Consider the following 26,449-nt stretch of genomic DNA (forward strand, 5'->3'; position numbering starts at 1 on the left):
GTTGGTCCAATGAGCGGTCGGGGAGATAGGTAACAGACATGCAGCGGACACGGCTGCTAAACCAGGTCGCAAACCTCCTTGCGTCGCAGCGTGCCGCAAGCGACGCGATCAATCGAATGGGGTCGGCATGAGACTGAACACCATCCAGTTCCCGACCGCGTAGCCGCCTGTCCTGCCGATCAGGTCTTGACCATCGACGCCTGGGATCAGTCCTGAATGTTCTTGGAGACCACTACGTTATGAGCCGCAGCCGCCGCAAAACACCCATCGTCGGGCACACGACCTGCGGCAGCGAGCGCGAGGACAAGAAGCTCTGGCATCAGCGCTGGCGCACCCGTGAGCGCACGGCGCTGACCAGCGCGTCGCCCGAAGCCCTGAGCGCCCATCTGCCCCTGCTGGAAAACCAGGCCAGCAGCGTCTGGTCGATGGGCAAGGATGGCCGCTCCTACTGGCCCGTCAAGCGCCAGGCCGCCACGGCGGATCGCATCGCCAATCACAAGGGACGCAACCCGCAAGAACGCGCCTCCCTGAAAAAGCGCCTGCTGCGCAAGTGGATGAGCAAATGAAGCTCTCCTTCCATCAGCACATTGCGCTGTTCTGGATGATCGGTGCTCCGGGCGTCTTCGCGCCCGTGATCGAGAACGCCAAGCGGCCCGATGCCGGCGCCGTCATGGCGTGGGGTGTCGCGATCGTGGCGGTGATGATCCTCTTCACCCCTTTGCTGCTGCGCTGTCCACCATTCCGGCGCTGGTATGGCCGGACGGATGCGCTGTCGGAGCGGCAGCGCCAGGCGCTTGCCGAGCGCGGCCTGCGCCGCTACTACCAGACCGCTTTCGATGACGGCTACGTGCCCCGCGTGATGCCCTACGTGTGGCGCATCATCTGGACGGTCGGCGGGTTGATGGCTGTGACCGCCGTACTGCCTACCAACACCGGACGGCCAGCCTTCGATGCCTTGGTGGTCTTCTCGACCTGGTATCCGATAGGCGTGATGCTGCTGGTTTTCGCGTCGAGGCCCCTTGGCCGGTTGATTCGCCAAAGAGCACAGGAGCGGCGGAAATGAGCACGTCAACCATCGAGGCGCTGGCCAGCGCCTGGGCAAGGATTGCCGAGGAAGCGGAATTCCCCGCTGACTACGAGGGGACTGCCACACCACAAGCGCATCGGGCTAGCGAAGCTATTCAGGAGCAGATTCGGGAGCGCATCGTCGCCACCAACGACATGCGGCTGTTCAGCCTGCTGCACCTGCTGGGTCAGGCGTCGCTGCGCATGGAGCAAGCGCTGTGGCCGGAGGATTACGAGCGGATGACGCGCGAGGTTGAGGAAGCCCTGCGGCAAGCCACCGACGCCAACGCCAGATCGTACACCCACGAAGAAGTGATGCAGGCGATGCAGGAACGCATCGACCGGGCGCGAGACAAGCCATGTTGATTGGCTATGCGCGCGTCTCGACGCAGGATCAGAACCTGGAGCTGCAACGCGAAGCCTTGAGCAAGGCCGGATGTAAAAAGGTCTTCGAGGACAAGGTGAGTGGCACGCGGGCAGACCGGCCTGGCTTGGCCAAGACGCTCGAAATGCTGCGCGAAGGCGATACTTTGGTCGTCTGGAAGCTCGACCGGCTGGGCCGGTCGGTCAAGCAACTGGTCGATCTGGTCGGCGATCTGCACAAGCACGGTGTCCAGTTCAGGAGCCTCACCGACTCCATCGACACCGGCACACCATCCGGGCGGTTCTTCTTCCACGTCATGGCGAGCCTTGCCGAAATGGAGCGCGAGCTGACCGTCGAGCGCACCCGCGCCGGGCTGGAAGTCGCCAAGCAGCTCGGCCGCAAAGGCGGCCGCAAGCCGAAGATGACCGACAGCAAGATCGAGTCGGCCAAGAAGCTGCTGGCCAGCGGGGTGCCGCCCAAGGACGTGGCCAAGAACCTCGGCGTGTCCATTCCGACGCTGTACCGCTGGGTGCCAGCCTCCACGCACGCTTAGCGTGCTTTATTTTCCGTTTTCTGAGACGACCCCTGCAAGCCTGCATCGAAAACAACATCGCCGCGATCAACGCCCAGGACTTGCAAGCCGCTCTCAAGTGCAATCAGCAATTTCACTACGCGCTGACCACCATCGCGCGCATGCCGGTGCTGGCGGGTTTGCTCGATAGCCTGTGGATGCGCACCGGCCCACTGATCGCCCGTGCCTATGGCAACTTCAACGAGCGCATGGCCATCGACCATCACTGGGAAGTGCTCGACGCACTCAAGCGCCGCGATGGCGCGGCGGCACGGGCGGCCATCTGCCGTGACATTCTCGATGGCAACGAGAAGATGCTCGAGTACATCGAGATGGCGCAGGCGGACTGATTGGCAGTCAATTCGACTGTTGACGAAACATAGATGACCAGTTAGTTTATTAAAACTTTCTCATCACTGGATGTCTCTGTCATGGCTCGCCCGGTCAACCTCGAAGTCAGATCCCGTTTGCTGTCGATTGGCCGCCAGGTGGTTCACAACCGTGGCTTCAACGGCTGCGGCGTCCAGGACATCACCGCCGCTGCCGAGATTCCCAAGGGCTCTTTCTACAACTACTTCGCCAGCAAGGAAGACTTCGCGGCAGAGATCCTCGAGGAATACTGGACCTCGATCGAAACCCGCCACGGGCCGATCTTCTACGACGCCCGGGTCAAGCCGCTGGAGCGCATCGGCCAGTTCTTCCAGGCCCTGGTGCTCGAGCACGGCGAGCATGAATACAGCCTGGGTTGCCTGATTGGCAACCTGTCCCTGGAAATGTCCAATGGCAGCGAACAAACCCGCAAGCGTCTGGCCGATGTGCTGGCGCGCTGGGAAGGTTTGCTCGCGAGCTGCCTGCGTGAAGCGCAGCAGCGCCGCGAACTCTCTGAAACTCACGACGCCGAAGCGCTGGCCAGTGTCATCGTCGAAGGCTGGGAAGGTGCGGTCATGCGCGGCAAGGTCCTGCGCGACGGTGCACCTCTGCAGCGTTTCGTATCGATGGTCTTGCCTCGGCTATTGGAGTGAGTTTTTTTTCCTCATTAATAAGACGACTGGTCATTTATATAAAGCAACATTCACGTCTCATCCACGCAAGCACCCAAGAGGTAAATCGTCATGAGCCATCTGTACGCCGACCCCGCCGAACCCGCACTGCCTGCCACTGGTTTCAAGCTCGACCTGAGCAAAGCCGCCCTGGTGGTCATCGACCCACAGAACGACTTCCTCAGCCCTGCCGGCGCCAGTTGGGCGGTGTTCGGTGAGAGCATCGTCGAGAACAACACCGTCGAAAACCTGGAAAAACTGTTCAAGGCCTTCAAGGCTCACGACCTGCCCGTGGCCGTGTCGCCACACTATTACTACCCGCACGACCACGACTGGCATTTTGGCGGTCCGCTGGAAAAGGTCATGCACAGCATCTGCATGTTCGATCGCAAGGGACCGAACACCCTGGAAAACTTCGAAGGCTCCGGCGCCGATTTCCTCGAGATCTACAAGCCGTACATTCTCGACGGCGAGACCATCATCGCCTCGCCGCACAAGGTCTACGGCCCGGAAACCAACGACCTGGCGCTGCAATTGCGCAAGAAAGGCGTGTCGCAGATCATCCTCGCCGGCATGGCGGCCAACCTTTGCGTGGAATCACACCTGCGCGAACTGCTCGAACAGGGCTTTGAAATAGTCGTGGTACGCGACGCCACCGCCGGCCCGCGCCTGCCGGATGGCGACGGCTACCTGGCGGCCATCATCAATTACCGCTTCCTCGCCCACGGGCTGTGGACCACCGAAGAGACTATCGCGCAACTGCAACCGGCTTGATCGTGCCCGAGCGGCCGGGCATCGCGCCCCCCCGCTCTTTCTCGAGAACCCCCGATGAAAATCCCCGCCCGTTATGAGCATTTCGTTTTCGGCGTCGTTCAATCCGGCCTGACCTGCGCGGTCGCGGCCGCCATCGCCACCACACCCCATGCGCTCGACCTGGCCTTTGCCGGCCGCTGGTTGAACGCGTGGGCGCTGTCGTGGGTATCGATGTTGCCGGTGGTGGTGCTGGCGGCGCCGATGATTCGGCGCGTGGTGAGGCGGATGACGGTGGGCTGAATGACTTGGCTATGACTCACCCAACACACCGCCATCGCGAGCATGCTCGCTCCTACCGGGGGCTTCGGGGCTGCTCGCGACAGGCGCGCAAGCCCGCACCCGACGCACGAAATACTGTGCCCGTTCGCATTTTCGCAATAAACCACTTTTCATCCGCGCATTTGTAGCCGCTTCGTTCACGGACAAGCCGGTACATTAGACCTCCATGGTCCCGCAGAGCGACCGACAACAAAACCTACAGCTCGCCCAAGAAAATCTGCCAACCATTCGGAGTCTTTCCATGAGCACATTGCGCACTACAGCTTTCCAACTCGCGAGTCTGGCCCTGTTCATCGGTAGCGCCACCCAGGCCATGGCCGAGGACATCACGTTCGTATCCCAGGGCGGTGCTTATCAGGAAGCCCAGAGCAAGGCGATCCTGGAGCCTGCGGCGAAAAAGCTCGGTCTGACGCTCAAACAGGACAGCTCGCCCAAGGCCTACCCGATCATCAAGACCCAGGTCGAGAGCGGCAAGGTCACCTGGGACGTGGTGGACCTGCCCACTGGCGACTGCATCCGTGGCGAAGCCGAAGGGCTGTTCGAGAAGCTCGACCTTGCGCTGATTCCCAATGCCGCGCAAATACCCGACAGCCTCAAGGACGAATACAGCGTCGGCTACATCAGCTACTCCACGGTGCTGGCGTATCGCACGGACGCGTTCAAAGGCGCGGACGTACCCAAGACCTGGGCCGACTTCTGGGACACCAAAAAATACCCGGGCCAGCGCTCCCTACGTAACCTGCCACGTCCAACCCTGGAAATCGCGCTGCTGGCCGATGGCGTGCCGATGGACAAGCTCTATCCGCTGGACGTCGATCGCGCCTTCCGCAAGCTTGAGCAGATCAAGCCCGACATCGCCACCTGGTGGACGTCCGGCGGGCAGTCGGCGCAGCTGATCAGCGACGGCGAAGTGGACATGATCCAGGCCTGGAACGGCCGTATCACCGCCGTACAGGCCGCCGGCGCACCCGTGGCATTCGACTACAACCAGGGTGTGCTGGAAACCAACTCGTTGTGCGTCCTCAAAGGCTCGCCGCACAAGGTGGCCGCCATGAAATTCGTCAACGAGGCCATCGATGCCAAACTGCAAGCGGCGTTGCCGATGATCATCGACTACGGCCCGCTCAACCCCGAAGCCTTCAAGACCGGGGTAATCCCGGCCGAGCGCGAGGCCAAGCTGCCTTCCGCACCCGGCAACATCTCGCGCCAGGCCCTGCTCTCGGCGCAATGGTGGGCCTCCGAAGCCGGGGTCAAGGCCGAAGAACGCTGGTTGTCCTTCGTCCAGAAAAAATAGCCATCGGCCGTTGCTGCGCCGCAGGCCAGAGGCCTCGGCGCAGGACATGCCGTCTGCCCCCGCGATTTCGACATAAAGCGCTTGCGCACCGGTCAATTGCGTCCACTTCATTCGTTGGCATCCCGGTACATTAGGCCTGAGGGTCCCGCAGAGTGACCTGTGCAGACAACTCGCGCTCGCCTCAAGTACCTGCCCACCATTGGGAGTTCTTCACATGACATTACCCGAGCACCGCACCCTGCTGTCCGCCAGGACGACTGCCACCGCCAGCGCTACCCGTCAGTGCTGGATACCCTCCAGCACTGCGCAGTGACGAGAGGTCATCATGTCCAACGCCTATCTCGCCAAATCCATGCCCGACTCCAGCGACCAGCAGCACCAGCCGCCCATGACCAGCGAAGACGCCCTGGCCCGTGAAGAACGCAAGGAGCACACCTCCATGCTGTTGCTGCTCACCCCGGCGCTGGTCATGGTCGTGGTGCTGTTGATCATGCCGCTGTGCTGGCTGGCCTTTCAGTCGGTCCAGACCGAGGAAGGGTTTTCCCTGGCCAACTACATCCGGATTTTCCAGGAAAGCATTTACTGGGACACCTTCGCCCTGACCTTCAAGATCAGTTTCCTGGTGACGATCCTGTCGATCGTCATGGGCTTCCCCATTGCCTACGCCGCTTCGCGCCTGCAGGGTTTCTGGGCCAACCTGATTCTGATCTGCGTGATCCTGCCGTTCTGGACCAGCGTGCTGGTGCGGGCCTATGCCTGGCTGGTGCTCCTGCAACGCCGCGGACTGGTCAATCAGACGCTGATGGACCTTGGCATCATCGACCAACCCCTGACGCTGATGCACAACACCACTGGCACGGTAATCGGCACCCTGCACGTCATGCTGCCCTTTATGGTCCTGCCGCTGTATTCGGTGATGAAAAAAATCCCCCAGGACCTCATGCAAGCGTCCGAGAGCCTTGGCGCCAAACCCTTCTACACCTTCCGCCGGGTCTTCCTGCCGATGGCAGCGCCGGGGGTCATGGCCGGTTCCATCCTGGTGTTCGTCATCTGCCTAGGCTTCTTCATCACCCCGGAACTGCTCGGCGGTGGCCGCACGATCCTGGTGTCGATGCTGGTGCAACGCAACGTCGAGCTCTATCACGCCTGGGGCGCAGCCAGCGCAGTCGGCCTGGTGCTGCTGTTTGTGGTGTTCCTGATCTTCTGGGGCATCAATCGCTTCATCCCCATCGAACGCATCCTGGGAGCGCGCTAAATGAACCTGCTTGCCAACCTGCGTCACCTTCGCCTGTCCCACGTGCTGTTCACGGTGCTGGTCGCGGCGATCCTGCTGTACCTGATCATCCCGGTGCTGATCGTGGTACCCATGTCGTTCTCCGAGGCGCGCTTCCTGCAATTCCCTCCCAAGCAATGGTCCTTCCACTGGTACGAGGCGTTCTTCAACAGCGTGGAGTGGATGTCGGCGGCGCGGGTCAGTCTGATCACGGCATTTTTCACCATGGCCATCAGCCTGCCGATTGGTATGGCGGCCGCCTACGCCATCAACAACTCCAGCCTGAAGGTGGTGCGTACGCTGCAGATCATCCTGCTGCTGCCGATGATGGTGCCCATCATCCTGATCGCCGCCGGCGTGTTCTTCGTTTACGCCCGGGTCGGCCTGATCAGCACGCTGACCGGCCTGGTGCTGGCGCACATCATGCTCGCCTTGCCCTACGTGATCATCGCGCTGCTGGCCGGTCTGCGTAACTTCGACATGTCCCAGGAAATGGTGGCGCGCAGCCTGGGCATGAACCGCTTTCGCGCCTTCATGGCCGTGACCCTGCCGCAGATCAAGCCCAGTGTGGTCTCGGCGACACTGTTCGCCTTCATCACCTCGCTGGATGAAACTGTGGTGGCGCTGTTCATCTCCGGCGGCGACAACCAGACTCTGACCAAGCGCATGTTCACGGCGCTGCGCGACGAGATCGATCCGACCATTGCCGCTATCAGTTCGATCCTGATCCTGGCGTCGCTGATCCTGGTGGTGATTGCCGGTCGCAACAAACAATAACCAACAACGCACTCCCCCTCTGCAAACACACTTGCCCGCCATTGCGGGCAAGTGTGTTTTTGCGTCCTGACCACGCACGCCCATGCCGACGTGCAGCCCAGCACAGCCTGCCGTCACACGGCTTAATTCAGCATCTATCACCCGTGTCCAGGCCCATCTCGGGGGAACCGCAGAATTCGGAAAAAATCGTACGCTAAGCTAACGGTGTTCTCGTGACAGCTCTTTGACTAGGCTTTCTAAGGCCATTCTGATAGCCCTGACTTCCTGAAAAGCCATGGCTAAAATTTGTGCGGCTAAAAGGGATAACCGATGGTAAAGTAAGTTATCCCTGTCGAGATACTGAAAAGCGTTATCCTCGTTTTTCCCAAAACTGTTTTGCCAGTTCGCTCAGAGCGCTAGTTAACTGAGCGACAGATTTCGCACTTTGCAAATTATTCTGCCCGGTCTGTACATTGGTATCAGCAGCATCGCGTATATTGATAATACTGCGGTTTATGTCTTCACTTACTGCTCCCTGCTGCTCGACCGCAGTCGCTATTTGCGCGTTCATGTCGGTAATTTCGTTAACGCGTTGGCCAATTCCATCAAGAGCTGTAGCTGCTTCCTCTGCGTGAGCTACACTCGTGTGCGCTTGCCGACTACTTTGCTCCATGACTGTAACAGCGGATTGCGCTCGCTCTTGTAGAGCGCTGATCATGCTTTGAATATCCGTTGTCGATTGCTGTGTGCGAGCAGCAAGACTGCGAACCTCATCGGCGACAACAGCAAAACCACGCCCCTGCTCACCAGCACGCGCGGCCTCAATTGCTGCGTTGAGTGCCAACAAATTCGTTTGCTCGGCGATCCCTCGTATAACGTCAAGAACTTTTGATATCTCGTTACTTTGACCTTCAAGCTCATGAATAACCTGAGCGGCTTGCCTAATTTCACCTTCAAGGGCAGTGATTGACTGGCTTGTGTGGGCTACCAGACGCTGGCCAGATGCCGTCTCAGTGTCTGCTCTTCCGGCCGCATCTGCAGCATGCTGTGCATTGCTCGCAACCTCTTGAATGCTTGCCGCCATTTGGTTTACTGCCGTTGCTATTTGATCTGTCTCTGCCTGCTGCTCAACTGTAAGTACATTGCTTGACTCAATATCCTTTAGTAGGCCTCGGGTGTGTTCGCTAAGCCGATTTGATGCATCACCTATGCGACCTACTATGGCGCCTGTTTCAGCTTGCATCATTCGTAAAGCAAACTCTATTTGGCCAAACTCATCGGTGCGCCCAGTGTAGAGGGATTGACTTAATGGGTTATTGGAAATATTCCTGGCTCTTTCAACCAGTCTTCCAAGAGGAGAGAGAATAGCCAAAACACTAAAAGAGCTTAAGCTTCCTGACATTAAAGTGGGCGGTTACAGGAGCTGAGTGCAACACGGTTATTGAATTGAAGCTGGAGCATCATGCCGCATAGCCATAGCTTCCTGCATCACCTCGTCCATAACCTCGATCGGACACTTGAAGTCGAAGCGCTTACGGGGGCGCATGTTCAGTTGCAGTGCGATGGCATCCAGTTCCTCCTGGCTATGCACCGACAAGTCCGTGCCTTTGGGCAGGTACTGGCGGATCAGGCCATTGATGTTTTCGTTACTGCCGCGCTGCCAAGGGCTGTGCGGGTCGCAGAAGTAAATCGCCACCCCGGTCTGCTGGGTGATTTCAGCATGCCGCGCCATTTCTCGGCCCTGGTCGTAGGTCATGCTCTTGCGCATCGCCAGCGGCATGCCATTGAGCGCTGCACTGAAGCCTTCCATCGCCGAGGTCGCCGTCGCGTCGTTCATCTTCACCAGCATCAGGTAGCCACTGGTGCGCTCCACCAGCGTACCTACAGACGAGGCGTTGGCCTTGCCCTTGATCAGGTCGCCTTCCCAATGCCCTGGCATCAGTCGGTCTTCGATCTCCGGCGGACGTACATGAATACTGACCCTCTCAGGGATCTGACCGCGCCGATCCACGCCGCCAGAGCGCGGCCTGCGCATCGTCTTGCTTTGGCGCAGGCAGATGATCAGCTCTTTACGCAGCTCGCCGACTGGCAAGGCATAGATCGCGTTATAGATCGTCTCGCGACAGACGTAGGCATCTCTGAGGCTGGGAATATTCATGCTGCGCAGCTTGCCGGCAATCTGCTCGGGAGACAAACGCTCACGCAGCATATGCGCCACCAATTCGAAGCGCTCGCTACCCGGCAACAGCTTTTGCTTCGGTCGACACACCTGACGGCGGGCCTGCATCTGCTGCTGGGCCACGCGGGCCGAGTAGCCGCCACAGGCATCTCGATTGCGGCGCAGCTCCCGGCTGATGGTCGAAGGGGATCGGTTGATCAAGCAGGCAATCCCGCGCAGGCTGAAACCTTGGGCATGACCGATTTGAATGGTGGCGCGCTCTTCAACGCTGAGTTCGGAATAAGACATAGGGACAGCACCGTACCGGAAAGGTCAGGTGTTGCACTCAGTTTTCGCCGCCGCCCCCTTATTATCACTGCGAGGTGAATAGCTTTTCTGCCAATTGATTATGCCAATGCGATTCTCTTCGCCGAAGATTTCGTCCATGAGCATGCCAAGTCTAAATAGTTCCCTATGATCAATACAGATAGCCATAACCCCGCCTGGGGTTAGCATCTCACGCATCATCCAGATTCTGGGTGTCATGAAGCGCAACCATTTGCTGTGCTTGGACCCATCATCTTTAGGAACTACATCGCCGAGATCTGGATCGTTTGGATCCTTGTCCCACTTGTCGTTATAGCGGAAGTCCTCGCCGGTGTTGTACGGCGGGTCTGTTACTACAAGATCAACTTGACCACGATATTTATAGAGCGTGACCATCGCAGAAAGGTTTTCACCGTCCCAGATCTCATTCTCTGACTGGGCGGTTTCCTCTCCAAAGGATACTTTCTTGATAATACGATGCAGCTTCGGCTTGACCTGGCGGATGATCTGCCAGGGAGCAGCCCGCCCGGTGTAACTCATAACGATGCCATTCTTGCCAGCATCGGCAAGCGCCGCATCATGCTCCTGCAGCATACGGACCAAGGCGGCCCTCGGCAGTTGTTCGTAATCCATGCTTGCCCCTTGAATTCGTGCGGCGGCACCGAAAAGCTGAAAATTCTAGTACCGCTCGTGGATGCTTCACCATCCCTAGGGTGGCGAGTGTACTTGTGAACGTATTGATTTGGCTGTTAAACCGTTGAAAAAGACGGATCAACTGAGTTCCAAACGGGCTGCGTACTGGCTGGCAGATGCGAATCCGGCGCACGCCGCTCCCTTCTGGGCTCAAGCCCGCGAAGCGGGCATAAAGAACCCGGCCGAGGCCGGGATCCTTATGGGCTTATGGGCCGGCGTATTGGTCTGCCCAGTCCAAAGCCGGTGCCACGGGAGCTTGCACCTCCTGAGGCCAGGTTTTGGAGCCCACTGCAAATCGCCCGTAACCCATTAAAAGATAGCTGGGCATCCGACGAAAAGAGCACCAAGGCACCATTACCCTTGAGCTACAGCGCCGCTACGGGGCACCAGTTTGATTTCAACGCGGCGATTTTGGGCGCGACCCTCGGCGGTGTCGTTGGGGGCAATGGGCGAGCTGGAGCCTGCACCAAAGGTTTGCAGGCGCGAAGGATCGACGCCATTGCTGCGCAAAGAGAAAAAGGGTAAGCGAACGGGCATTACACCTTGCCGACGGATACCCAGTTGTGCGGCAGCAGCTCGGCCAGAGCGCTGGCCTTCTGCGTCGGCAGTCGCGTTAGCACATCCTTGAGATAGGCATACGGATCGTGCCCATTCATCCGCGCCGACTGGATCAGGCTCATGATTGCCGCCGCCCGTTTGCCGCTGCGTAGCGACCCGGCAAACAGCCAATTGGAGCGACCTAGAGCCCACGGGCGGATCTGGTTCTCGACTTGGTTGTTGTCGATGGGCACAGCGCCATCGTCCAGGTAGCGCGTCAGCGCTACCCAGCGTTTGAGGCTGTAATCCAAAGCTTTCGCCGTGGCTGAGCCGTTGGGCACAAGATCACGCTGGGCCAGCATCCAGTCATGTAGTGCGTCGAGGAGCGGTGAAGCCTTTTCCTGCCGTATTCGCCAGCGTTCTCCATTGCTCATGTCGCGCACTTGGCGTTCGACTTCGTACAGCCCAGCGATAGAGTGCAGCGCCTGTTCGGCCAGTTGGCTTTTGTTCGCCGCGTGCAGATCGAAGAACTTGCGCCGGGCGTGAGCCATGCAGCCGATTTCGGTGATGCCTTGCTCGAAGCTGGCCTTGTAGCCAGCGAAGTCGTCGCAGACCAGCTTGCCATTCCACTGGCCAAGAAAATTGCGCGCATGCTCGCCGGCACGGCTGGGGCTGAAGTCGTAGACCACGGCCTTCAGATCGGCGAAGGGCGTGGTGCTGTAGGCCCAGACGTAGGCACGGTGGGTCTTCTTCTCGCCGGGCGCGAGCATCGAAACCGGGGTTTCGTCGGCATGGATCACGCGCTGGGCAAGCACCGCTTCGCGCAGCGCATCGACCAGGGGCTGGAGCTGCACGCCGGTTTGCCCGACCCACTGCGCCAGTGTCGAACGAGCGATGGCCAGGCCGGCACGGCCAAAGATCTTCTCCTGCCGGTACAGCGGTAGGTGGTCGGCGAACTTGGCCACCATCACGTGAGCCAGCAGGCCGGCGGTAGGGATCCCCTTGTCGATCACCTGGGCTGGCACGGGCGCCTGGATCAGCGTTTCGCATTGGCGGCAGGCCCATTTCCCACGCACGTGCTGTTCGACGGTGAACACGCCCGGCGTGTAGTCGAGCTTTTCGCTGACGTCTTCGCCGACGCGCTGAAGCTGGCAACCGCAGGCGCACTGGGTGTTCTCCGGCTCGTGACGGATCACGGTGCGCGGAAATTGCGGTGGCAGCGGTGTGCGCTTGGGTTGTTGGCGTGGTTCGGCTGGGGTAACCGGAGGATTGACGGCTTTCAGCTCGGCCTCGATGGCGGCGATGTCGGTGTCGAGCAGGTCATCAAGCAGGCTGCCCTGATCAGGGCTTAGCTGCTCGCTGCGCTTGGCGAACTTGTGCCGTTTGAACCATGCGATTTCGTGGGTGAGCTGCTCGATGACTGTTTGATCGCGGTGGATCTTTTTGCCCATCGCATCGACTTGCGTGAGCAACTGCGCGGCCAGTGCGCGCAGCTGGTCAGGTGTCAGTTGGTCGAGATTGGGCGAGGAAGTCATGCCGCTGATTGTGCCAGAGCAGGCGGTCAGCGGAGATAAACCGATGGGCTAATGGCAGGTGCTACAGCACTGTGATCGTGCCGGCTGTGCCGACTCGCTGCCAGGGCAACCCCAGTACCAAAGCCTGAAGTTGCTCGGTGTCGAGTTCGACTTCCGAGCCGTGCCGGATGCCTGGCCAATGAAACTTGCCCTGGTGCAAGCGCCGCGCGGCGAGCCAGATACCCACGCCGTCATGCACCAGAACTTTCATGCGGTTGGCGCGGCGATTGGCGAACAGATAGGCGCAGTGCGGCTTCGCCGCACCGAACACCGCCACCACGCGGGCCAACGCGGTTTCAGTACCCGCACGCATATCCATCGGCTCGGTGGCGAGCCAGATACTATCCACGCGGATCACTGGGCGAGCCCACGGACAAAGCGGGCGCAACCTTCAGGATCGGAGGCTGGCCATTTCACCGTGACCGATTGCGCGCCCAGCGGTAGCTCGATAATCACCGCTGCTTCAGCTGGTCGTTTGGGCGTAACCCTCGCAGGAACGAACGCCGGCAACGCCGCTGGCAGTTGATCCCGATAAAGCGGTAGCCACTTGCGAATGACGTTGGCGTTGATGCCATGGCGTATGGCCACGCTGGAGACGGTCGCACCAGGTTGCAGGCACTCCTGAACAACCTGGGCCTTGAACGGTTTGGGGTAAGAGCTTCGTTGGCGCATGGAAATCCCGGCGATAAGGGCTATCGCGTCCGCTTAAAAATACGCGGACACCATCGCCCTTAATGCGGGATTGCGGAAGGTGACTTGGCTGGACGCTTACGAAAAAGGGGACTGATTTATGTGCGCCAGGCAAAGCTTGGTCGCCTGGGAATGACGGCGCAAGCCGTCACGAAATGGCGTAAGAAACCCAGCGGGTATGACCCCCGCCCGGTAAAGGTTAGCCACCGACCGGAAGCGAGTCTTGCGTGGTGACCGGGTAACCGGCGCTGCGAAGCGTAGACAGCAGAAAAGGGGATTTATTTTCCCTACTCTAAAACGGCCGCTGTTGGCCGATTTCTGCCCTTCATGACCGGCAGCTGTCGGCCAGCCGGGTGCGCTCTAAAGCGTCCAGGGAATTGGGGGCTTTCAGTACGGGAGCAGGTATTTACCCTGCGAGATCGACTGAAGGTGATTCATATAGCTGTTGAGTCCTTCGAGGACCTCTCCGATTTTGTTTGGGTTAGCTCTACCAAAAATTACGCTGAGGGCCACGTTCACGTCGGGTCTCGCCCGAATCCTTTGCGAAACCAGGTCGAAACCCGAACGCTGCACAATCAAATAAATTGCTTCCTCAAGGGTAATGATCTTTTCCCAGAGGCTATCTACGATGGGTACTTCTGATATCTCAGAGAGGGCGATAAGGGCTCGTTTATCGCCGGTGATGAGGGCGTCGTCTTCGTCTTGGCTTACGGCCGCAAACAAGATCGCTTCTCCGCTGTCGATATCCGGCCGATTTAGCTCGAGGATCGTATTAGCCGAGTCGGTGACTACTTGGACCTCTGTCGCAGCCTCGACGAGCCGCTGAGCCGTCACAACAGCGTCTTGTGATCCCAATTTCTTTAGGGCGGCGTCGGGTTTGTTAAGCCTGAGCTGAAAACGAAGCTGTGGAAGTATCGCGAAGTCGCTGAGCGGGCACTCAAGAGCGAGCGCAAGCTCGTCTAGAAGCAAGTACTGACAAAGGGACTTGGCTGCGTCGCTATCAAGTAGGTACACGTGTGACTGACCCGAAGCCTTGGATAGCTAGCACGTGCTCCCGATTCTCGTCGCTAAGAGCTCCGAGATCGGTACTTTGCATGAACCACTGATTAAGCACCTCGATCGCCCCTCTGGGGTCTGCGATATAACCCAAGGCCTGATTTGCTCGGGCCCAATCGTCATTCTCTCTGGCGTAGGAAAGAATTAGGTGGCCGGGGTCGACTCCAAGTTGTTCTCCAGCTATGACAGCATTCGAGGCTAGTACTGCTGCGGAGTCTGGTCGTCCGATAGCTTTAAGCACGTTTGTATGCCCGTTCCTCAAAAGTGCGAGAGCGAAAGAGTCAGCCTCTTTCTCCTCCGCATCCTTCCTGGTGGCGTCACTCCCGGCCAAGGCATCGGTGACTTCGGCAATGTCCTCGTCTATGAGAACACCATTTTCACCGACGTGGCCGCATACGATATGAGCGAGTTCATGTGCTAGGACGAACAACTGTCGAGCGTGCTGGGGGCTATTAAATCCTAAAACAATTGCGGGTCTGCCTTGAACGCTAACGGCCATACCTGTCATCCGCTTCGACGTTTTGGGCAAATCCTTGAGAAACAACACAGGAATGCCCTGAGCCCAGCAAAGCGCCAGAAGCCCTTCAAAACCTACGCTATTCGTACCCGAGATCTGGCGAACTAGGTGCCCGATATAATTCGGGTCAGGGGGTAAGGGGCTGTATGGGGCTCCGGCACTGAAAATTGAAAGTCGAGCCAACGCCATGCCAAGGCTGGCCGCTATGTTTAGCGCCCCTTCCTCTGTACCTCTTCTTCGCTTGAATCGAGCGTTGGGCGTAGCCGCGTCGATTGCAAGACTGCCGTCTTGGGCAAAATTTACAACCAAGCCCAAGCGTTGCTTAAGCAACAGTGCAAATTGGAAGGCTCCAGCGCTGGTCTTGAAGAGGCTGTGATCCCACCAATCGGGCAATAGTCTCTCAACATAAGGGCGCGGATATCCTGCAGCCTTAAGACTTTCGAAGGCGGACTTCACTGTTATTGGAGTCGTTGCGTCATGCATAGCACCCTCCCATAACATTAGATTCCAGCATCATTTTCACATGCAGGCCCTTCGGTGGGCAAAGAGCAGTTCAGCAAGGCGACGAGCGTGCTCCTCACTGCCATCCCACACGTTTGCCAAACTATCCATCAAGACATCTGAAGTCCGAGGGTCAGGCAATTCCAGCTCTAGCGAGATTTTTGCATAAATGCATAATTCCCGGTGAGTCTTTGTAACCCGCTTCGGCTTGCCAAAAAGGTTGCGGTGAATCTGTGGCTGGCCTAATCCAGAGGCATTCGCTATTGAGGTGCTCGTCCTTTGTCCGTGGGACGCAAAGAAAGCGAGGAGCTCTGCGACGATTTTGGTTTTGCTTTTCATGCATTTCATAAAGTATAAAATAGCATAAATGCATGGTTTTGGTGGTCGGTGGCATTACCCAAGCCACCCATCGCCGTATGAGATAAACTGACTAGCTGTCCGGCAGGACGCCGGCGGCCATCGAGAATTGGATAATGCGCGAAGCGGAGATCAAACGAGCACTCACTCACTACTTGGATACCTCGTTGGGTATCCACCCTGGCTTGTTCCTGGAGGAGCTACAGCTTAGTGGCGGTGAGGTTCGTGCAGACCTTGTCCACATCTACGATATGCATTGCTATGAGATTAAGAGTGAGGCCGACTCCTTGAAGCGCCTTATCGGTCAAGGATCCCGTTACGCTCGAGTTTTTGATCGCATCACGTTAGTGACTGCGGAATGCCATCTGAAAAACGCGCTTCCCTTGTTGCCGCCGTGGTGGGGGATCATCCTTGTCCCTGAGGTGCCTGAGGCGGGGTTTAAGCATGTTCGGGCCGCAAGACCTAATAAGCGCCACGAACCTGAGGTGCTTGCCTCCCTACTCAAGCGAGACGAGGCGCTTCACCTCTTGACCGAAATGGGTAAGGTTCGAGGCTGGAAGAGCAAGAGCCTATATCTCATTCAGGCATATATCGCAGAGCTGCTCACACTTCCCGAGCTCAAGAACAATGTTCGGGACTACCTCCTCAAACGGGTCGAGGAAGCTACACCTCAATTTTCAGCCTGCCCGGCCTAGTACTGTTCCTTAATCACCGTCGCAAGGTGATGACACCAACCTTCAGTGAAGTGGAAGAGGCCTGCATTCTTCTTTTTGATTGCCGGATTCGCTCGATCTGCAATTAATTCGTCCCCATAGGAATACTCTCGGCCTTTGAAGGAGGCTGCATGCACGGTCACCATCAAAGTCGAGATAGCAACTGAATGCTCTGACTTGCTTCCGTCAGCTCGCAACACCAACCAGTCAAGGTTCCTTGCATAGCGAATGGCAACACGGCCGCCGCGGCGAGTTAGTGTCTCCTCAGTCCAGCGCGGAGATATCGTCCCATAGTCTGAATATCCGAGAAGCAGTCCGGGAGCGTTGGTATTCAGCGCGGCCCATAGAGACCAGTCTCGGCGTGGCAAGTTAGCTACCGTTTTTACGGCCGCAAGACTCTCGGGGAACGCACCTGATGCCACATGAATTTGGGAAAACCCTGCGTTCTTGAACGCCGCCATCATGCCTGTAAAGGCGGGTACCTCTGCGGCTTCCCAAGCGGGAGTAACACCTAGATCGACCATAAGATGAATACGGTTGCCAGGCCTTGATAGTACCTGTGCGGCCATCATCGTCTGGGTGTAGTGCTCAGCATTAACTGTTAATCCACTGATACGTAAGCGTAGGAAAATCTCAGGGAAGGATTGCACTAGACCAAGTAGCGCAGGGCGTAGCAGAGGGGCATCTAACGGATTGATAACTGGAAGAGTTGGAAAGCCGTTAGCTTTTGCGATCTGAAGGAACGCCTCAAATTCTAAAGGACGAATGCCAACGAGCCGCCCTTCGGGATTCGCATAATCTACCAATGCAGGGGCTCCCCAAGCTGTTTGGAAATTCCCTACCAGGCTGCTGTGTTGATTCGAGTGACGGACCTCGATGCAGGGGCGAACGTAGGGCTTAACGTCTCCCCGAGTCTGAAGCAGAGCTCTCTGCTCCCAGGACTGCCACTTAATGATCGGAATGTAGTAAGGGTGGTTGGGGAATCTAAGTGCCATATGCCTTCCTTGGGATCGCGTAGTGGTCCAATCGCTTTTATCACGAAGGGTGGCACTTTGAAATCACCGCAGATAGGTTGAGATCCAATTGCTATTCCGGCTCTAGCATTTGACTTAGCGTCGGGATCTTGCTGGCGCTGCTTAGCGTTCATCATTGATGGCGTCTGGTCAATTTGACGTAGTTAAGGCGCTTTCAGCAAGTTCCGCTTCTGGCCGCTCTCTGCCGGCCGTGACAGGAAGATGCGGGAAAAAAGCAGACATTATGCTTTTCATAGAGCATCTTCAGGCATCTGATAGGATCAACCAAATACCTACAATAATACTGGTCGTTTAACTTCATGAACGCGATGCACAGTTCTGACAATGTCACTTTTTCGGCACCTCCTATCAGCGTGGCAATTGCCGACGATAGCTACCTTATTCGCGAGGGCTTGTCGCAGATTCTTGCCCAGTCTCCAAGAGTTCGTGTAGTCGGGCTTTATGCTGACCCAACCGCGCTGCTTGCAGCGGTAGAAGCAAATCCACCACAGGTTGTCATGACAGACATCCGCATGCCGCCTACGCAAACGGATGAGGGCATGCGAGTAGCAGAACATCTGCGCCAGAGCCATCCGGATATAGGCGTAATCGTGCTGAGCCAACATGGCAGCTCACAGTATGCAACCGAGCTACTGGAGAAAGGGGCATCTGGGCGTGGATACCTGTTAAAGGATCGTATTCACGACCTCGATCATCTGGTGTCTACCATTCATGCGGTTGCAACTGGTGAGTGTCGAATTGATACGCAACTAATTGAATCCCTGCTGTCGCGCAAGCACCAGCGCTCCCCCTTAGAAGAGCTAACACCACGCCAGCGGGAAATCATGGCCGACCTTGCGACAGGTAAGAGCAACCTTGCCATTGCGCGCGACAGGGGAGTAACCCAGCGGGCGGTGGAAAAACATATAAGCGAGATTTTCGGCCGCCTTGGCTTGGCCAACGACGAAAGCATCAGCCGCCGGGTACAAGCGACGCTGCTTTATTTATCACGTAACGGCCAATGAAAAGCCTAAAACCCTGGCTCGCTATCCTCGGTGGAGGCACGGTAACCATAGTTGCCGGGATCATGGCGACAGGCGCGGGCTCGACACGAATAATCGACGCCTTGATGGCCGGCGTTGGCGTGATGTTGGTTTCCGGCGTGGCGATGACCGTGCGCGCCCGCTACCCACAACGCCCGCTCTGGATATTGCTCGGAATGCTCGCTGTAGCTTACGCGCTTCATCCCCTAATTTATTCGACCAATGATCTGCTCTATACGATTGGCAGAACCGTTCGCCCCTGTGCTGAAGCGCTGCTGGTGTGGGTGGTGCTGACCTTCCCGACTGGGCGCATCACCGACCGACGTGAGGGTATGCTGATTGGCGCAGCTATCGCTGCTATTGCCTTGCTATGGCTACCCAGCGTGATGCTGACTCCGCACGTGCCGCGCTTCGGCCCACTGCCCTCCTGCACTGACGTGTGCCAGGACAATTTACTGTTTATTGCCGACCACCCTACCTGGTCCAACCTCCTGCTGAATGCCTTTCGCATCGTCAACACAGGCATCCTGATCGCGACCAGCCTGTACTTGCTACAGCGACTGCGACAGGCCTCCACACTGATGCGTCGCTCGCTCGCCCCCGTACTACTCGCCTCTGTCGCCCGCACGCTATGCATGGCGTTTTTCCTGACAACCGGGACTGGCTTGTTGTTGCTTACCTTTACCTTCTGGGCCGTTCCGTTAGCTATTGCCTTGGGCTTGCTGCGCAGCCGGCTCTACACCGCCCAAGCGCTACATCGGTTAGTGACCGGATTAAGGCGCCGGCCGAACCTGCAAGGCCTGAAAACCATGATGGCGAATGCTCTGGATGACCCATCACTGGAGCTAGGTATTTGGGAGCCAAACACTGGGCGCTGGATTAACTCATCCCAACAAGTCGTGCCGTTACCCGAACCAAGTGCCAAGGAGCAAGCCGTACGCGTACTGCATGACCTCAATGACCAACCTAGCGCAATCCTGATTCATAACCGCGCCTTGTTGGAAGAGCCGATGTTGCTGGAGGCAGTTGTTAGCTCGATCCATAACGCCATCGTCAATTGGCAATTCGAATCTGCCTTGGCCGGTGCCCATGCCCATTCTGAAACTGTCGCGGAAGAGGAGCGCCGCCGGCTTGAACAAGACCTACACGATGGTGCACAGCAACGCTTACTCGCGCTGCGTATGAAGATCAGCGTGACCAGACGCCTGGTCGATAGCGATCCGAGCCGAGCGGATGCACTGCTAGTGGAAATGGCAACGGACATTGATGCCGCCATCACCGAACTGCGTACGCTGGCACATGGCCTTACTCCGCCACTACTGGCTGAGCGAGGACTGGCAGCAGCCTTGGGAGAGGCCGCCAATAATGCGGGCTTGCCAGTAGTCACGGACTTTCAAGCACCGAGACGCGAAAGCCCGCTCGCCGAACGAGCAATTTACTTCTGCTGTGTCGAAGCCCTACAGAACGCAGCTAAACATGCAGGAGCAGGGGCAACGGCGAAAGTTACATTGCGCCAAGAACGGGATGGGATTTCGTTCGCTGTGGTGGACAGCGGCTGCAGCAACAGGCACCCGCTGAATCTCAATGAAGGCCAAGGGATCGCCAGCATGCGCTCGCGCATGCTGGCGATAGGAGGAGAGCTCGAAATCAGCATCTCCTCAACAGGTGGTTTGAGCGTCGTCGGGCGAATCCCCTGCGCGAAGGACAATGTCCAGGGGATGGCGAAAAATAGCGCGCTACAGCTGCTTCCGAAGCACCATAAGCGAGCCTCTAACATGTCCTAAAGCTAGAGGCTTTCAGTTTCAGCGAGTTTCTTTATTGCACATCAGCATCGAGGCGATGGCCGGCAACAAAACCAGTGCACCTACCATGTTCCAGATGAAGAGCAACACCAGCAGCAGGCCCATGTCGGCCTGGAACTTCAGTGCCGAGAACGACCAGGTGGCTACACCCATGGCCAGAGTGATGCCAGTGAAGGCCACCGAGGTGCCGGTAGTTTTCAACGCTTCAAAGAACGCCGCACGGAATTTCAGGCCCTGGTGCAGAAAGCCTTCCATGCGACTGTACAGGTAGATGCCATAGTCGACACCGATGCCGACGCCGAGGGCAATCACCGGTAGCGTGGCGATCTTCACTCCCAGGCCCATCTGCGCCATCACCGCTTCGCACAGCACGGTTGACAGGTACAGCGGCGCCATCAAGGCGATGGTCACTTTGATCGAATTAAACTCCCACCAGACCACTAGCGAGATGATCACAAACACCAGGAGCAGCATCAGCTTCTCGGACTGCTCGATGACGATGTTAGTCGCCGCCTCAATGCCGGCATTACCTGCCGCCTGGAGGATCTCGAAGTCTCCTGTGTCGTACTGCTTGCTGAAGGCCTCGACCGCGCTGACCACCCGGGTCAGCGTCTCGGCCTTGTGGTCACTCAGATACAGGCTGATTGGCGCCACGCTGCAGTTGGGGTCGACGAACTCGGCAGCGACACCTGAGCGGGCATTGTTCATCACGAACTGATCGCGCGACAGTTCGGCCCACTTCGGGTTGCCCTCATTGCGCGCAAGGATGTTGAAGCGCATGGTGCGATAGAGCGACTGCACCGATTCCACACCTTTGACTTCACGCATGCTCTGTTCGAACTGGTTGGCCAGGTCGGCAGCGGCGAAGCGTGCGCACTGTTCAGCCGGTGTCTTGAACATCACTACATAAACATCAGTGCTGGTGCTGTAGTGCTTGAGCAAGTAAGCGTTGTCCTGGTTGTAGCGCGCTTCCGGACGGAACTCCGGTGCGCCCTTGTCCAGGTCTCCAATTTTCAGATCTTGACGGGCGTAGTAGCCGACGCCGAGCAGCATCACGCTGAGGGCGATCAGCGGCAGCGCCACGCGCGGTTCGACCACGGCCGACAGGCGGCGGAAGATAGGCCAGGACGAATTGGCTCGCTTTTCCTGCTCACGCAAGCCGCGCGGACTGATGCCGGCGTAGGACATCAGCACCGGCAGCAGGAACATCTTGGTAAAAATGGCGACGAACACGCCAATGCTGGCGGTGATTGCCAGCTGCTGGATCACACCAATGTCGATCACCAACAAGGTGATAAACCCCACCGCATCGGCCAGCAGCGCCGTGGTGCCAGGAATGAATAGGGCGCGGAAGGTGTGTTGCGCGGCAACCAGCGGCGTGGCGCCATGCCCCATCGCGCTCATCATCAGGTTAATGTTCTGCACCGCGTGGCTGATGCCTATGGCGAAGATCAGGAACGGCACCAAGATCGAGTATGGGTCCAGACCGAAACCGAAAAGGTGCAACAGGCCAAGCTGACAAGCCACGGTGAGCAGGCAAGTCACCACGGTTACTGCGGTACTGCGCCAGCAGCGGCAATAGAGATAGAGCATCAGGCTAATCAGGCCGACTGTGATAGCGAAGAACAGCGCGATGTCGGTGGCAGCGGCCAGCAGATCACCGATGATCTGGGCGAAGCCGATCACGCGGATATTCACGCCCTGTACACCGAAATGCTCGCGCACCTGCTTTTCCAGCGCTTGGGTAAAGGCACCGTAGTCCAGCGGCTCGCCGGTCTCTGGGTTCATCTCCAGCAGTGGCACCCGGATCACCGCCGACTTGAAGTCGTTGGCGACGAAGCTGCCGAGCATGTTGGCGCGCTGGATGTTCTGCCGCACCTGTGCCAACGCCTCTGGGCTCCCGTCGTAGGTGTCGGGAATCACCCGGCCGGCGCGCAAGCCTTCGGTGGTGACTTCAGCCCAGAGCGCGTTAGGGGTCCACAGCGATTTCAAATTGCCGCGATCGACGCCAGGGATGTAGAAAATCCTATCGTTGACCTCGCGCAGAGTCTCAAGGAACTCCTTGCTGACAATGTCGCCCTTGGGGTTTTCCACCACCACGCGCAGCACGTTACTCTGCGGCCGGAGCACGCTCTCAAACTGCAGGTAGTTCTGGATAAACGGGTGGCCGGTCGGGATCATCCGGCTGAAGCTGGCGTCTGGGCGCAAGCCCAGGGCCTGGTAGCCGAGCAACAGCGAAAGGACCAAGAAGAACAGAAGCACCACCACGCGATTGCGAAACAGTGCACGTTCGGTGAAACCAACCAGCCGCTGCAAAGCGCTGGTCTCAAGTTGCGGGCTAGACCCGTCGTTCAGTTTGGCATTCATTGCAGCTGCTCCTTGAGCTCTGCCAAGGGCATGGTGATGAGGCCGGCGCTACCAATCAGCGCCAGTTGCTCGGCAGACACTTGCGCCACGCCGAGCCAAGGCGCCTTAGCGGCCGCCTGCCAAACTTTGAACTGCTGGCCATCGGTGCTGTACAGCACCACGCCACCTTGCCCGGTCAGCAGCAAGCTGCCGTCCGCCAGTTGTGCGGCGCCGTACAGACCCGCGCGCACCGGCAGCGGGATGACCTGCCAGCTCAGGCCCTGATCCTGGCTGGCCAGCAAGGTACCGCCGAAGCCCAAGGCCAGTAGGCGGCCATCGCTCAGCTGCTGCAGTTTGTACAGCGAGGCCGGGCTCATTGGCGTGATCACTGTCCAGTGCTGGCCGTCATCACTAGAGCGGTACAGACGCCCGCCTTCGCCGGCGACCACTAGACTGCCGTCGCGCAGACCGAGGACCGCATTGAAGTGCAAACGCTCGGGGTTTTCCAGGGTCGAGACAAATTCCCAGCTTTTCCCGCCATCGCGGGTATGCACAAGGATCCCATAGGCACCAACCGCCCAGCCTTGCTGCGCATCGCGGAACCACACATCCAGCAGCGGGCGTGCCGGGCCTGACTCGATACCGGCTTTAGCATCATCGAAGGCGAAGATGACATTCTCCAACTCGGTATGCAGCGCCTCGTCGTCTGGCGCCGCCGCACTGGCTAATTCCAAACGCGCCATCTCGGCCTCGGCCCACTTCAACATCAAAGCGCTTATGGCACTGCCGTCGAGTTGCTTGCTCCAGGTCTTGCCGCCATCGGTGCTATGCAGGACCACACCGTCATGGCCGACGGCCCAGCCGTTGTTGGCATCGGGGAAATGCACCGAGGTCAGCAGAACATCGACCGGCACTTGTGCCTGCTGGATCTCGCCGGAGGGCGAGCGCAACAGCACGTGGCCGCTGCCCCCCACCGTCACCAGATAATCGCCGACCAACTGCCCATCGGTGAGGGGCGACTCGCTGGCTAAGGGGGAAATTCGGGCGGCGCGCTCAAGGCGATCGACCAGTGGCGCGGCGCTGAGCGGCAAGGCCGCCAGGCCGACAGACAACAGGCAGAGCAACCTCAGCGCTGGTTGGTTGTATTTTTTCATGGCCAGCGTCTCAGAAAGTAAAAAAGGGGGAAAGCGCTAACCGCTTTCCACCCAAAGACCACGGAGTAAACAGTTAATCAGCGGCCGCTGCGACGCAGAGCCGAGGGACTAAAATCTTTCAAGTTCGCCGGAACGTTGAACTTGATTGGGATCTCCTGGTTCTGCAGGTTAACCACTAGGTAACGGCGTGCCTGCAGGTCGTAGGAAACCTCACTTATATGAAAACTGGACAAAATGTCGTAGCGCTGCAACGCGTGGGCCTCATGAAAGCGCCAAAGTTCGCCACGACTGTCATAAATGTCCGAGGCCAGGATGCTCCAGCTGTCCTCGTCGAGATAGAAGACCCGCTTGGCGTAGATATGCCGCTCACCCGGCTTCAGCGTGGCCTCGACCACCCAGACGCGATGTGGCTCGTAGCGCAGTAGGTCCTGGTTGAAGTGGTTGGGCTGAATGATCTGCTCGTACTTCAGCGAAGTATCGGCCAGCTTGTAAGTGTTGTAAGGCACAAGCATTTCTTTTTTGCCTACCAGCTTCCAGTCGTACTTGTCGGGCGCGCCGTTGTACATGTCAGCTGAGTCGTTGGTACGCAAGCCATCGGAGGCACCTGGCGGCGTGTCATAAGAGAACTCGGGCGCGCGCAGCACGCGCCGCTGCCCTGGGTTGTACTGCCAGGCCAGCCGGGACTCCTTGGTTTGGTCGAGTGGCTCATGCACCAGAGTCTGGCTGCCGGCGATACTTTCTGGGGAGGTAACGCTATTCCAGAAATAGTACAGCCGGTTCGGCTCCGGGTTGGTCATGCTTGAGGCCATGGCAAATTTTCGCATTCGGCGCACCGGAGTAAATGAGCCGTTGGCCTGCACCACCATTTCAGTCGGGTAATCGAGAAAGCCACCGGTACGATAGCGCGTCAGGTGGTTCCACATGGCCTCCAGACCCGACTTGGGAATAGGAAAAGGCACCGAGGTTTTCTGATAGTTGACCATGCTATCGCCGTTAAGCTCGAGCTTAGCGGCCTCTTCGCGGATCAGCTCGTACTCGTGCTGGGGCAGCGCAGCAGTGCGATGACTCGGATAGACGTTCAGCTTGTAGCTGGGAAACTTCGCCAGCAGCGCCTTGTACCCTGGCATCAACCGGTCGGCATATTGCGCCATGTTGGCCGCTGTAACGGTGTACAACGGTTGTTCATTCGCGAAGGGATCGATATAACCCTTGGCCGCACTGTAACCGGCCGGCGGCTGGGTAAGGCCACCGCTCCAGGCAGGAATGCTGCCGTCGGCATTGCCCGCTTGCTCGGCGCCGGTGGGCGTCAGGTCTTGGCCCAAGCGGGCAATTTCACTGGCATCCAGCTTGGCCAGGGCCGTTGCACTGGTTAGGCTGAGAAGGGTGCCGAGAATGGCAGCGGAGAGAAGATTCTTGTTCATTGGATTACCTCGAGATCAGAAGCCCATGCGCAGGTTGAACGCGACGAAATCACGGTCGGTCACTACGAGCGGCGTATTACCGGTACCAGACCAGGACAGTTCGGCCGAATAGTTTTGCTTGTAGCTAGCCCTTACCCCCAGCGAACCCAGCAGTCGGTCTTCGACGAAGTTACCGTCGTGGGACCAGCCCTTTACGTCCTGACCGAAGGTCATAAATGGCGATACGTTGACCCCGGCCAGCAAACCCGAATAATTCAACTGGGCACGCAGGCGATAGCCCCAGGAAAGGTCCGTGACAAAGCCGTCACGGCTACAACCGATTTTTTTGTAACTTTGCTCTGGCACCCCAGCGTTGCAGCCTGGCGAACCAATCCCCTGGCCATCAGCCATGTTGCTGCCGTATGCCTCGGTTTTCCCGTAACGACGCTCACTCAGCGCCGGCAAGTCATGCATGTACTTCATCGCGACCTCACCGGTTACATCAAGACCATCCGCGCCCAACACTCGGGGGAAGCTCTTAATAAACCCAAGTGACAGCTGCGACACCTCCAGGCGGTCATAACCATTGATCAGCGAGCCGGGGGCGGCAGCCTTCATCTCCCCTGCCAGCGGTGCACCGGGAATGAGTAGATTGGGATTGCCGAAGGTGCTCGGGATGGTGTCGCCGAGGGAAAGCCCCACGGGCTGATTCGGACGGTAGCTGTACTCGCCGAACACTGAGGCACCCAGGAGGCTGGTGGAAAAACTAAGACCGAAGATGCGGACGTCCTCGGGGAAGGCCATGAAATACTTGGCGTTGGTGGCCTCCTGACCTGCGATCCAGCCCGCTCCAACCGCAGGGCGCAAGTCGGTGCGCGCGCGGTTCTGCGGGGTGCGCGAATGGATATTCATGGCATAGGCGCCGAACTCGGTGCTTATGCTGTCGGCGAAATAGCGCATGGCCATACCAAACTGACCGCTGTCAGATGGCTCGTCGTCCTCCAGCCGATGCACATAGAGGCCCTTGGCATAACCAGCCTCATCATTAGGGTTGGCAGCAATACCAATGTCATCAACTTTGGAAATTATCCATAAATATCATATAATTAGCGC

The 26,449-nt window shown here is 58.2% G+C and carries 27 protein-coding genes and 1 pseudogene; 14 read left to right on the top strand and 14 right to left on the bottom strand.

Annotation, left to right across the window (positions count from 1 at the left end):
- Positions 1-239: 239 nt before the first annotated feature.
- From GTQ41_RS23710 to GTQ41_RS23760, 11 genes are all read left to right on the top strand, one after another.
- A complete protein-coding gene (locus GTQ41_RS23710) occupies positions 240-566 on the top strand; it encodes a hypothetical protein (protein ID WP_003100858.1) in 327 nt (108 codons plus the stop codon).
- On the top strand, positions 563-1,063 hold the full coding sequence (locus GTQ41_RS23715; protein WP_003100856.1) for a hypothetical protein: 501 nt from the start codon (positions 563-565) through the stop codon (positions 1,061-1,063). Before GTQ41_RS23710 ends, GTQ41_RS23715 begins: the two co-directional genes overlap by 4 nt.
- Entirely contained in the window at positions 1,060-1,431 is a 372-nt protein-coding gene (locus tag GTQ41_RS23720; protein WP_003100853.1) for a hypothetical protein, read from the top strand. Before GTQ41_RS23715 ends, GTQ41_RS23720 begins: the two co-directional genes overlap by 4 nt.
- The gene (locus tag GTQ41_RS23725) at positions 1,425-1,982 is read left to right on the top strand and encodes a recombinase family protein (protein WP_003100847.1); all 558 of its coding nucleotides are present in this window, start codon (positions 1,425-1,427) and stop codon (positions 1,980-1,982) included. The genes GTQ41_RS23720 and GTQ41_RS23725 overlap by 7 nt, the downstream gene beginning before the upstream one ends.
- 80 nt (positions 1,983-2,062) lie before the next feature.
- Positions 2,063-2,350 carry an FCD domain-containing protein gene (locus GTQ41_RS23730; RefSeq protein WP_232104218.1) on the top strand — a complete coding sequence of 96 codons (288 nt, stop codon included), beginning with the start codon at positions 2,063-2,065 and terminating at the stop codon, positions 2,348-2,350.
- 81 nt (positions 2,351-2,431) lie between these two features.
- Positions 2,432-3,022 (top strand): TetR/AcrR family transcriptional regulator, encoded by a 591-nt coding sequence (locus tag GTQ41_RS23735; RefSeq protein WP_003465041.1) that lies wholly within the window; start codon positions 2,432-2,434, stop codon positions 3,020-3,022.
- Between the two features lie 90 nt (positions 3,023-3,112).
- Positions 3,113-3,814 carry a cysteine hydrolase family protein gene (locus GTQ41_RS23740; protein ID WP_003465039.1) on the top strand — a complete coding sequence of 234 codons (702 nt, stop codon included), beginning with the start codon at positions 3,113-3,115 and terminating at the stop codon, positions 3,812-3,814.
- A gap of 54 nt (positions 3,815-3,868) precedes the next feature.
- A complete protein-coding gene (locus GTQ41_RS23745) occupies positions 3,869-4,093 on the top strand; it encodes a DUF2798 domain-containing protein (protein WP_003465037.1) in 225 nt (74 codons plus the stop codon).
- A 280-nt stretch (positions 4,094-4,373) separates the two neighbouring features.
- The gene (locus tag GTQ41_RS23750) at positions 4,374-5,426 is read left to right on the top strand and encodes an ABC transporter substrate-binding protein (protein ID WP_003465034.1); all 1,053 of its coding nucleotides are present in this window, start codon (positions 4,374-4,376) and stop codon (positions 5,424-5,426) included.
- 325 nt (positions 5,427-5,751) lie between these two features.
- Positions 5,752-6,681, top strand: coding sequence for an ABC transporter permease (locus tag GTQ41_RS23755; protein ID WP_003465031.1), 930 nt, complete (start codon positions 5,752-5,754; stop codon positions 6,679-6,681).
- Positions 6,682-7,476: an ABC transporter permease gene (locus GTQ41_RS23760; RefSeq protein ID WP_003465028.1), complete on the top strand. Its 795-nt coding sequence runs from the start codon at positions 6,682-6,684 to the stop codon at positions 7,474-7,476.
- 349 nt (positions 7,477-7,825) lie between these two features.
- Here the strand turns inward: GTQ41_RS23760 and GTQ41_RS23765 are convergent, their stop codons facing one another.
- The 9 genes and pseudogenes from GTQ41_RS23765 to GTQ41_RS23800 form a co-directional block, all read right to left on the bottom strand.
- Positions 7,826-8,857, bottom strand: a complete 1,032-nt coding sequence (locus GTQ41_RS23765) for a methyl-accepting chemotaxis protein (protein ID WP_254369335.1) — start codon at positions 8,855-8,857, stop codon at positions 7,826-7,828.
- A 36-nt stretch (positions 8,858-8,893) separates the two neighbouring features.
- The gene (locus GTQ41_RS23770) at positions 8,894-9,922 is read right to left on the bottom strand and encodes an IS30 family transposase (RefSeq protein ID WP_003465026.1); all 1,029 of its coding nucleotides are present in this window, start codon (positions 9,920-9,922) and stop codon (positions 8,894-8,896) included.
- A gap of 24 nt (positions 9,923-9,946) precedes the next feature.
- The gene (locus tag GTQ41_RS23775; RefSeq protein ID WP_003465024.1) at positions 9,947-10,573 is read right to left on the bottom strand and encodes a DNA methyltransferase; all 627 of its coding nucleotides are present in this window, start codon (positions 10,571-10,573) and stop codon (positions 9,947-9,949) included.
- A gap of 414 nt (positions 10,574-10,987) precedes the next feature.
- A pseudogene (locus GTQ41_RS28705) lies at positions 10,988-11,143 on the bottom strand (OmpA family protein); the annotation flags it as partial.
- Positions 11,144-11,169: 26 nt separating this feature from the next.
- Positions 11,170-12,705: an IS66 family transposase gene (locus GTQ41_RS23780; RefSeq protein ID WP_217325368.1), complete on the bottom strand. Its 1,536-nt coding sequence runs from the start codon at positions 12,703-12,705 to the stop codon at positions 11,170-11,172.
- Between the two features lie 61 nt (positions 12,706-12,766).
- Positions 12,767-13,093 carry an IS66 family insertion sequence element accessory protein TnpB gene (gene tnpB / locus GTQ41_RS28710; protein ID WP_254369336.1) on the bottom strand — a complete coding sequence of 109 codons (327 nt, stop codon included), beginning with the start codon at positions 13,091-13,093 and terminating at the stop codon, positions 12,767-12,769.
- A gap of 5 nt (positions 13,094-13,098) precedes the next feature.
- Complete coding sequence (locus GTQ41_RS23790) at positions 13,099-13,416, bottom strand: transposase (RefSeq protein WP_079761861.1); 318 nt, start codon at positions 13,414-13,416, stop codon at positions 13,099-13,101.
- Positions 13,417-13,821: 405 nt separating this feature from the next.
- A complete protein-coding gene (locus GTQ41_RS23795; protein ID WP_024014382.1) occupies positions 13,822-14,448 on the bottom strand; it encodes a hypothetical protein in 627 nt (208 codons plus the stop codon).
- The gene (locus tag GTQ41_RS23800; protein WP_160328544.1) at positions 14,435-15,490 is read right to left on the bottom strand and encodes an ImmA/IrrE family metallo-endopeptidase; all 1,056 of its coding nucleotides are present in this window, start codon (positions 15,488-15,490) and stop codon (positions 14,435-14,437) included. Before GTQ41_RS23800 ends, GTQ41_RS23795 begins: the two co-directional genes overlap by 14 nt.
- Before the next feature lie 491 nt (positions 15,491-15,981).
- Here GTQ41_RS23800 and GTQ41_RS23805 point away from each other — a divergent pair, with 491 nt between their 5' ends.
- On the top strand, positions 15,982-16,560 hold the full coding sequence (locus tag GTQ41_RS23805; RefSeq protein WP_024014379.1) for a sce7726 family protein: 579 nt from the start codon (positions 15,982-15,984) through the stop codon (positions 16,558-16,560).
- Here the strand turns inward: GTQ41_RS23805 and GTQ41_RS23810 are convergent.
- Positions 16,557-17,573 carry a hypothetical protein gene (locus GTQ41_RS23810; RefSeq protein ID WP_071542629.1) on the bottom strand — a complete coding sequence of 339 codons (1,017 nt, stop codon included), beginning with the start codon at positions 17,571-17,573 and terminating at the stop codon, positions 16,557-16,559. The genes GTQ41_RS23805 and GTQ41_RS23810 overlap by 4 nt on opposite strands.
- Before the next feature lie 338 nt (positions 17,574-17,911).
- Between GTQ41_RS23810 and GTQ41_RS23815 the strand changes: the two genes are divergently transcribed.
- On the top strand, positions 17,912-18,616 hold the full coding sequence (locus tag GTQ41_RS23815; protein WP_196644563.1) for a response regulator transcription factor: 705 nt from the start codon (positions 17,912-17,914) through the stop codon (positions 18,614-18,616).
- Positions 18,613-20,418, top strand: coding sequence for a sensor histidine kinase (locus GTQ41_RS23820; protein ID WP_024014389.1), 1,806 nt, complete (start codon positions 18,613-18,615; stop codon positions 20,416-20,418). The genes GTQ41_RS23815 and GTQ41_RS23820 overlap by 4 nt, the downstream gene beginning before the upstream one ends.
- An 18-nt stretch (positions 20,419-20,436) precedes the next feature.
- Here the strand turns inward: GTQ41_RS23820 and GTQ41_RS23825 are convergent, their stop codons facing one another.
- The 4 genes from GTQ41_RS23825 to GTQ41_RS23840 all read right to left on the bottom strand — a co-directional run bounded on the left by GTQ41_RS23825 (position 20,437) and on the right by GTQ41_RS23840 (position 26,350).
- A complete protein-coding gene (locus GTQ41_RS23825; RefSeq protein ID WP_024014388.1) occupies positions 20,437-22,803 on the bottom strand; it encodes an RND family transporter in 2,367 nt (788 codons plus the stop codon).
- Positions 22,800-23,936 (bottom strand): YCF48-related protein, encoded by a 1,137-nt coding sequence (locus GTQ41_RS23830; protein ID WP_024014387.1) that lies wholly within the window; start codon positions 23,934-23,936, stop codon positions 22,800-22,802. The genes GTQ41_RS23825 and GTQ41_RS23830 overlap by 4 nt, the downstream gene beginning before the upstream one ends.
- Before the next feature lie 77 nt (positions 23,937-24,013).
- Complete coding sequence (locus GTQ41_RS23835) at positions 24,014-25,357, bottom strand: DUF1329 domain-containing protein (RefSeq protein ID WP_024014386.1); 1,344 nt, start codon at positions 25,355-25,357, stop codon at positions 24,014-24,016.
- Between the two features lie 15 nt (positions 25,358-25,372).
- The gene (locus GTQ41_RS23840) at positions 25,373-26,350 is read right to left on the bottom strand and encodes a DUF1302 family protein (protein ID WP_254369337.1); all 978 of its coding nucleotides are present in this window, start codon (positions 26,348-26,350) and stop codon (positions 25,373-25,375) included.
- Between the last annotated feature and the right edge of the window lie 99 nt (positions 26,351-26,449).

The organism is Pseudomonas sp. AN-B15 (assembly GCF_019056475.1).
Taxonomy (GTDB): Bacteria; Pseudomonadota; Gammaproteobacteria; order Pseudomonadales; family Pseudomonadaceae; genus Aquipseudomonas; species Aquipseudomonas parakoreensis.

Coding starts and splice junctions, on each gene's coding strand:
- GTQ41_RS23715 (WP_003100856.1), top strand. CDS start 563: ATGAAGCTCTCCTTCCATCAGCACATTGCGCTGTTCTGGATGATCGGT.
- GTQ41_RS23830 (WP_024014387.1), bottom strand. CDS start 23,936: ATGAAAAAATACAACCAACCAGCGCTGAGGTTGCTCTGCCTGTTGTCT.
- GTQ41_RS23750 (WP_003465034.1), top strand. CDS start 4,374: ATGAGCACATTGCGCACTACAGCTTTCCAACTCGCGAGTCTGGCCCTG.
- GTQ41_RS23740 (WP_003465039.1), top strand. CDS start 3,113: ATGAGCCATCTGTACGCCGACCCCGCCGAACCCGCACTGCCTGCCACT.
- GTQ41_RS23725 (WP_003100847.1), top strand. CDS start 1,425: ATGTTGATTGGCTATGCGCGCGTCTCGACGCAGGATCAGAACCTGGAG.
- GTQ41_RS23835 (WP_024014386.1), bottom strand. CDS start 25,357: ATGAACAAGAATCTTCTCTCCGCTGCCATTCTCGGCACCCTTCTCAGC.
- GTQ41_RS23770 (WP_003465026.1), bottom strand. CDS start 9,922: ATGTCTTATTCCGAACTCAGCGTTGAAGAGCGCGCCACCATTCAAATC.
- GTQ41_RS23780 (WP_217325368.1), bottom strand. CDS start 12,705: ATGACTTCCTCGCCCAATCTCGACCAACTGACACCTGACCAGCTGCGC.
- GTQ41_RS23735 (WP_003465041.1), top strand. CDS start 2,432: ATGGCTCGCCCGGTCAACCTCGAAGTCAGATCCCGTTTGCTGTCGATT.
- GTQ41_RS23755 (WP_003465031.1), top strand. CDS start 5,752: ATGTCCAACGCCTATCTCGCCAAATCCATGCCCGACTCCAGCGACCAG.
- GTQ41_RS23745 (WP_003465037.1), top strand. CDS start 3,869: ATGAAAATCCCCGCCCGTTATGAGCATTTCGTTTTCGGCGTCGTTCAA.
- GTQ41_RS23805 (WP_024014379.1), top strand. CDS start 15,982: ATGCGCGAAGCGGAGATCAAACGAGCACTCACTCACTACTTGGATACC.
- GTQ41_RS23765 (WP_254369335.1), bottom strand. CDS start 8,857: ATGTCAGGAAGCTTAAGCTCTTTTAGTGTTTTGGCTATTCTCTCTCCT.
- GTQ41_RS23760 (WP_003465028.1), top strand. CDS start 6,682: ATGAACCTGCTTGCCAACCTGCGTCACCTTCGCCTGTCCCACGTGCTG.
- GTQ41_RS23810 (WP_071542629.1), bottom strand. CDS start 17,573: ATGGCACTTAGATTCCCCAACCACCCTTACTACATTCCGATCATTAAG.
- GTQ41_RS23720 (WP_003100853.1), top strand. CDS start 1,060: ATGAGCACGTCAACCATCGAGGCGCTGGCCAGCGCCTGGGCAAGGATT.
- GTQ41_RS23775 (WP_003465024.1), bottom strand. CDS start 10,573: ATGGATTACGAACAACTGCCGAGGGCCGCCTTGGTCCGTATGCTGCAG.
- GTQ41_RS23815 (WP_196644563.1), top strand. CDS start 17,912: ATGAACGCGATGCACAGTTCTGACAATGTCACTTTTTCGGCACCTCCT.
- GTQ41_RS23800 (WP_160328544.1), bottom strand. CDS start 15,490: ATGCATGACGCAACGACTCCAATAACAGTGAAGTCCGCCTTCGAAAGT.
- GTQ41_RS23790 (WP_079761861.1), bottom strand. CDS start 13,416: ATGCGCCAACGAAGCTCTTACCCCAAACCGTTCAAGGCCCAGGTTGTT.
- GTQ41_RS23820 (WP_024014389.1), top strand. CDS start 18,613: ATGAAAAGCCTAAAACCCTGGCTCGCTATCCTCGGTGGAGGCACGGTA.
- GTQ41_RS23825 (WP_024014388.1), bottom strand. CDS start 22,803: ATGAATGCCAAACTGAACGACGGGTCTAGCCCGCAACTTGAGACCAGC.
- GTQ41_RS23710 (WP_003100858.1), top strand. CDS start 240: ATGAGCCGCAGCCGCCGCAAAACACCCATCGTCGGGCACACGACCTGC.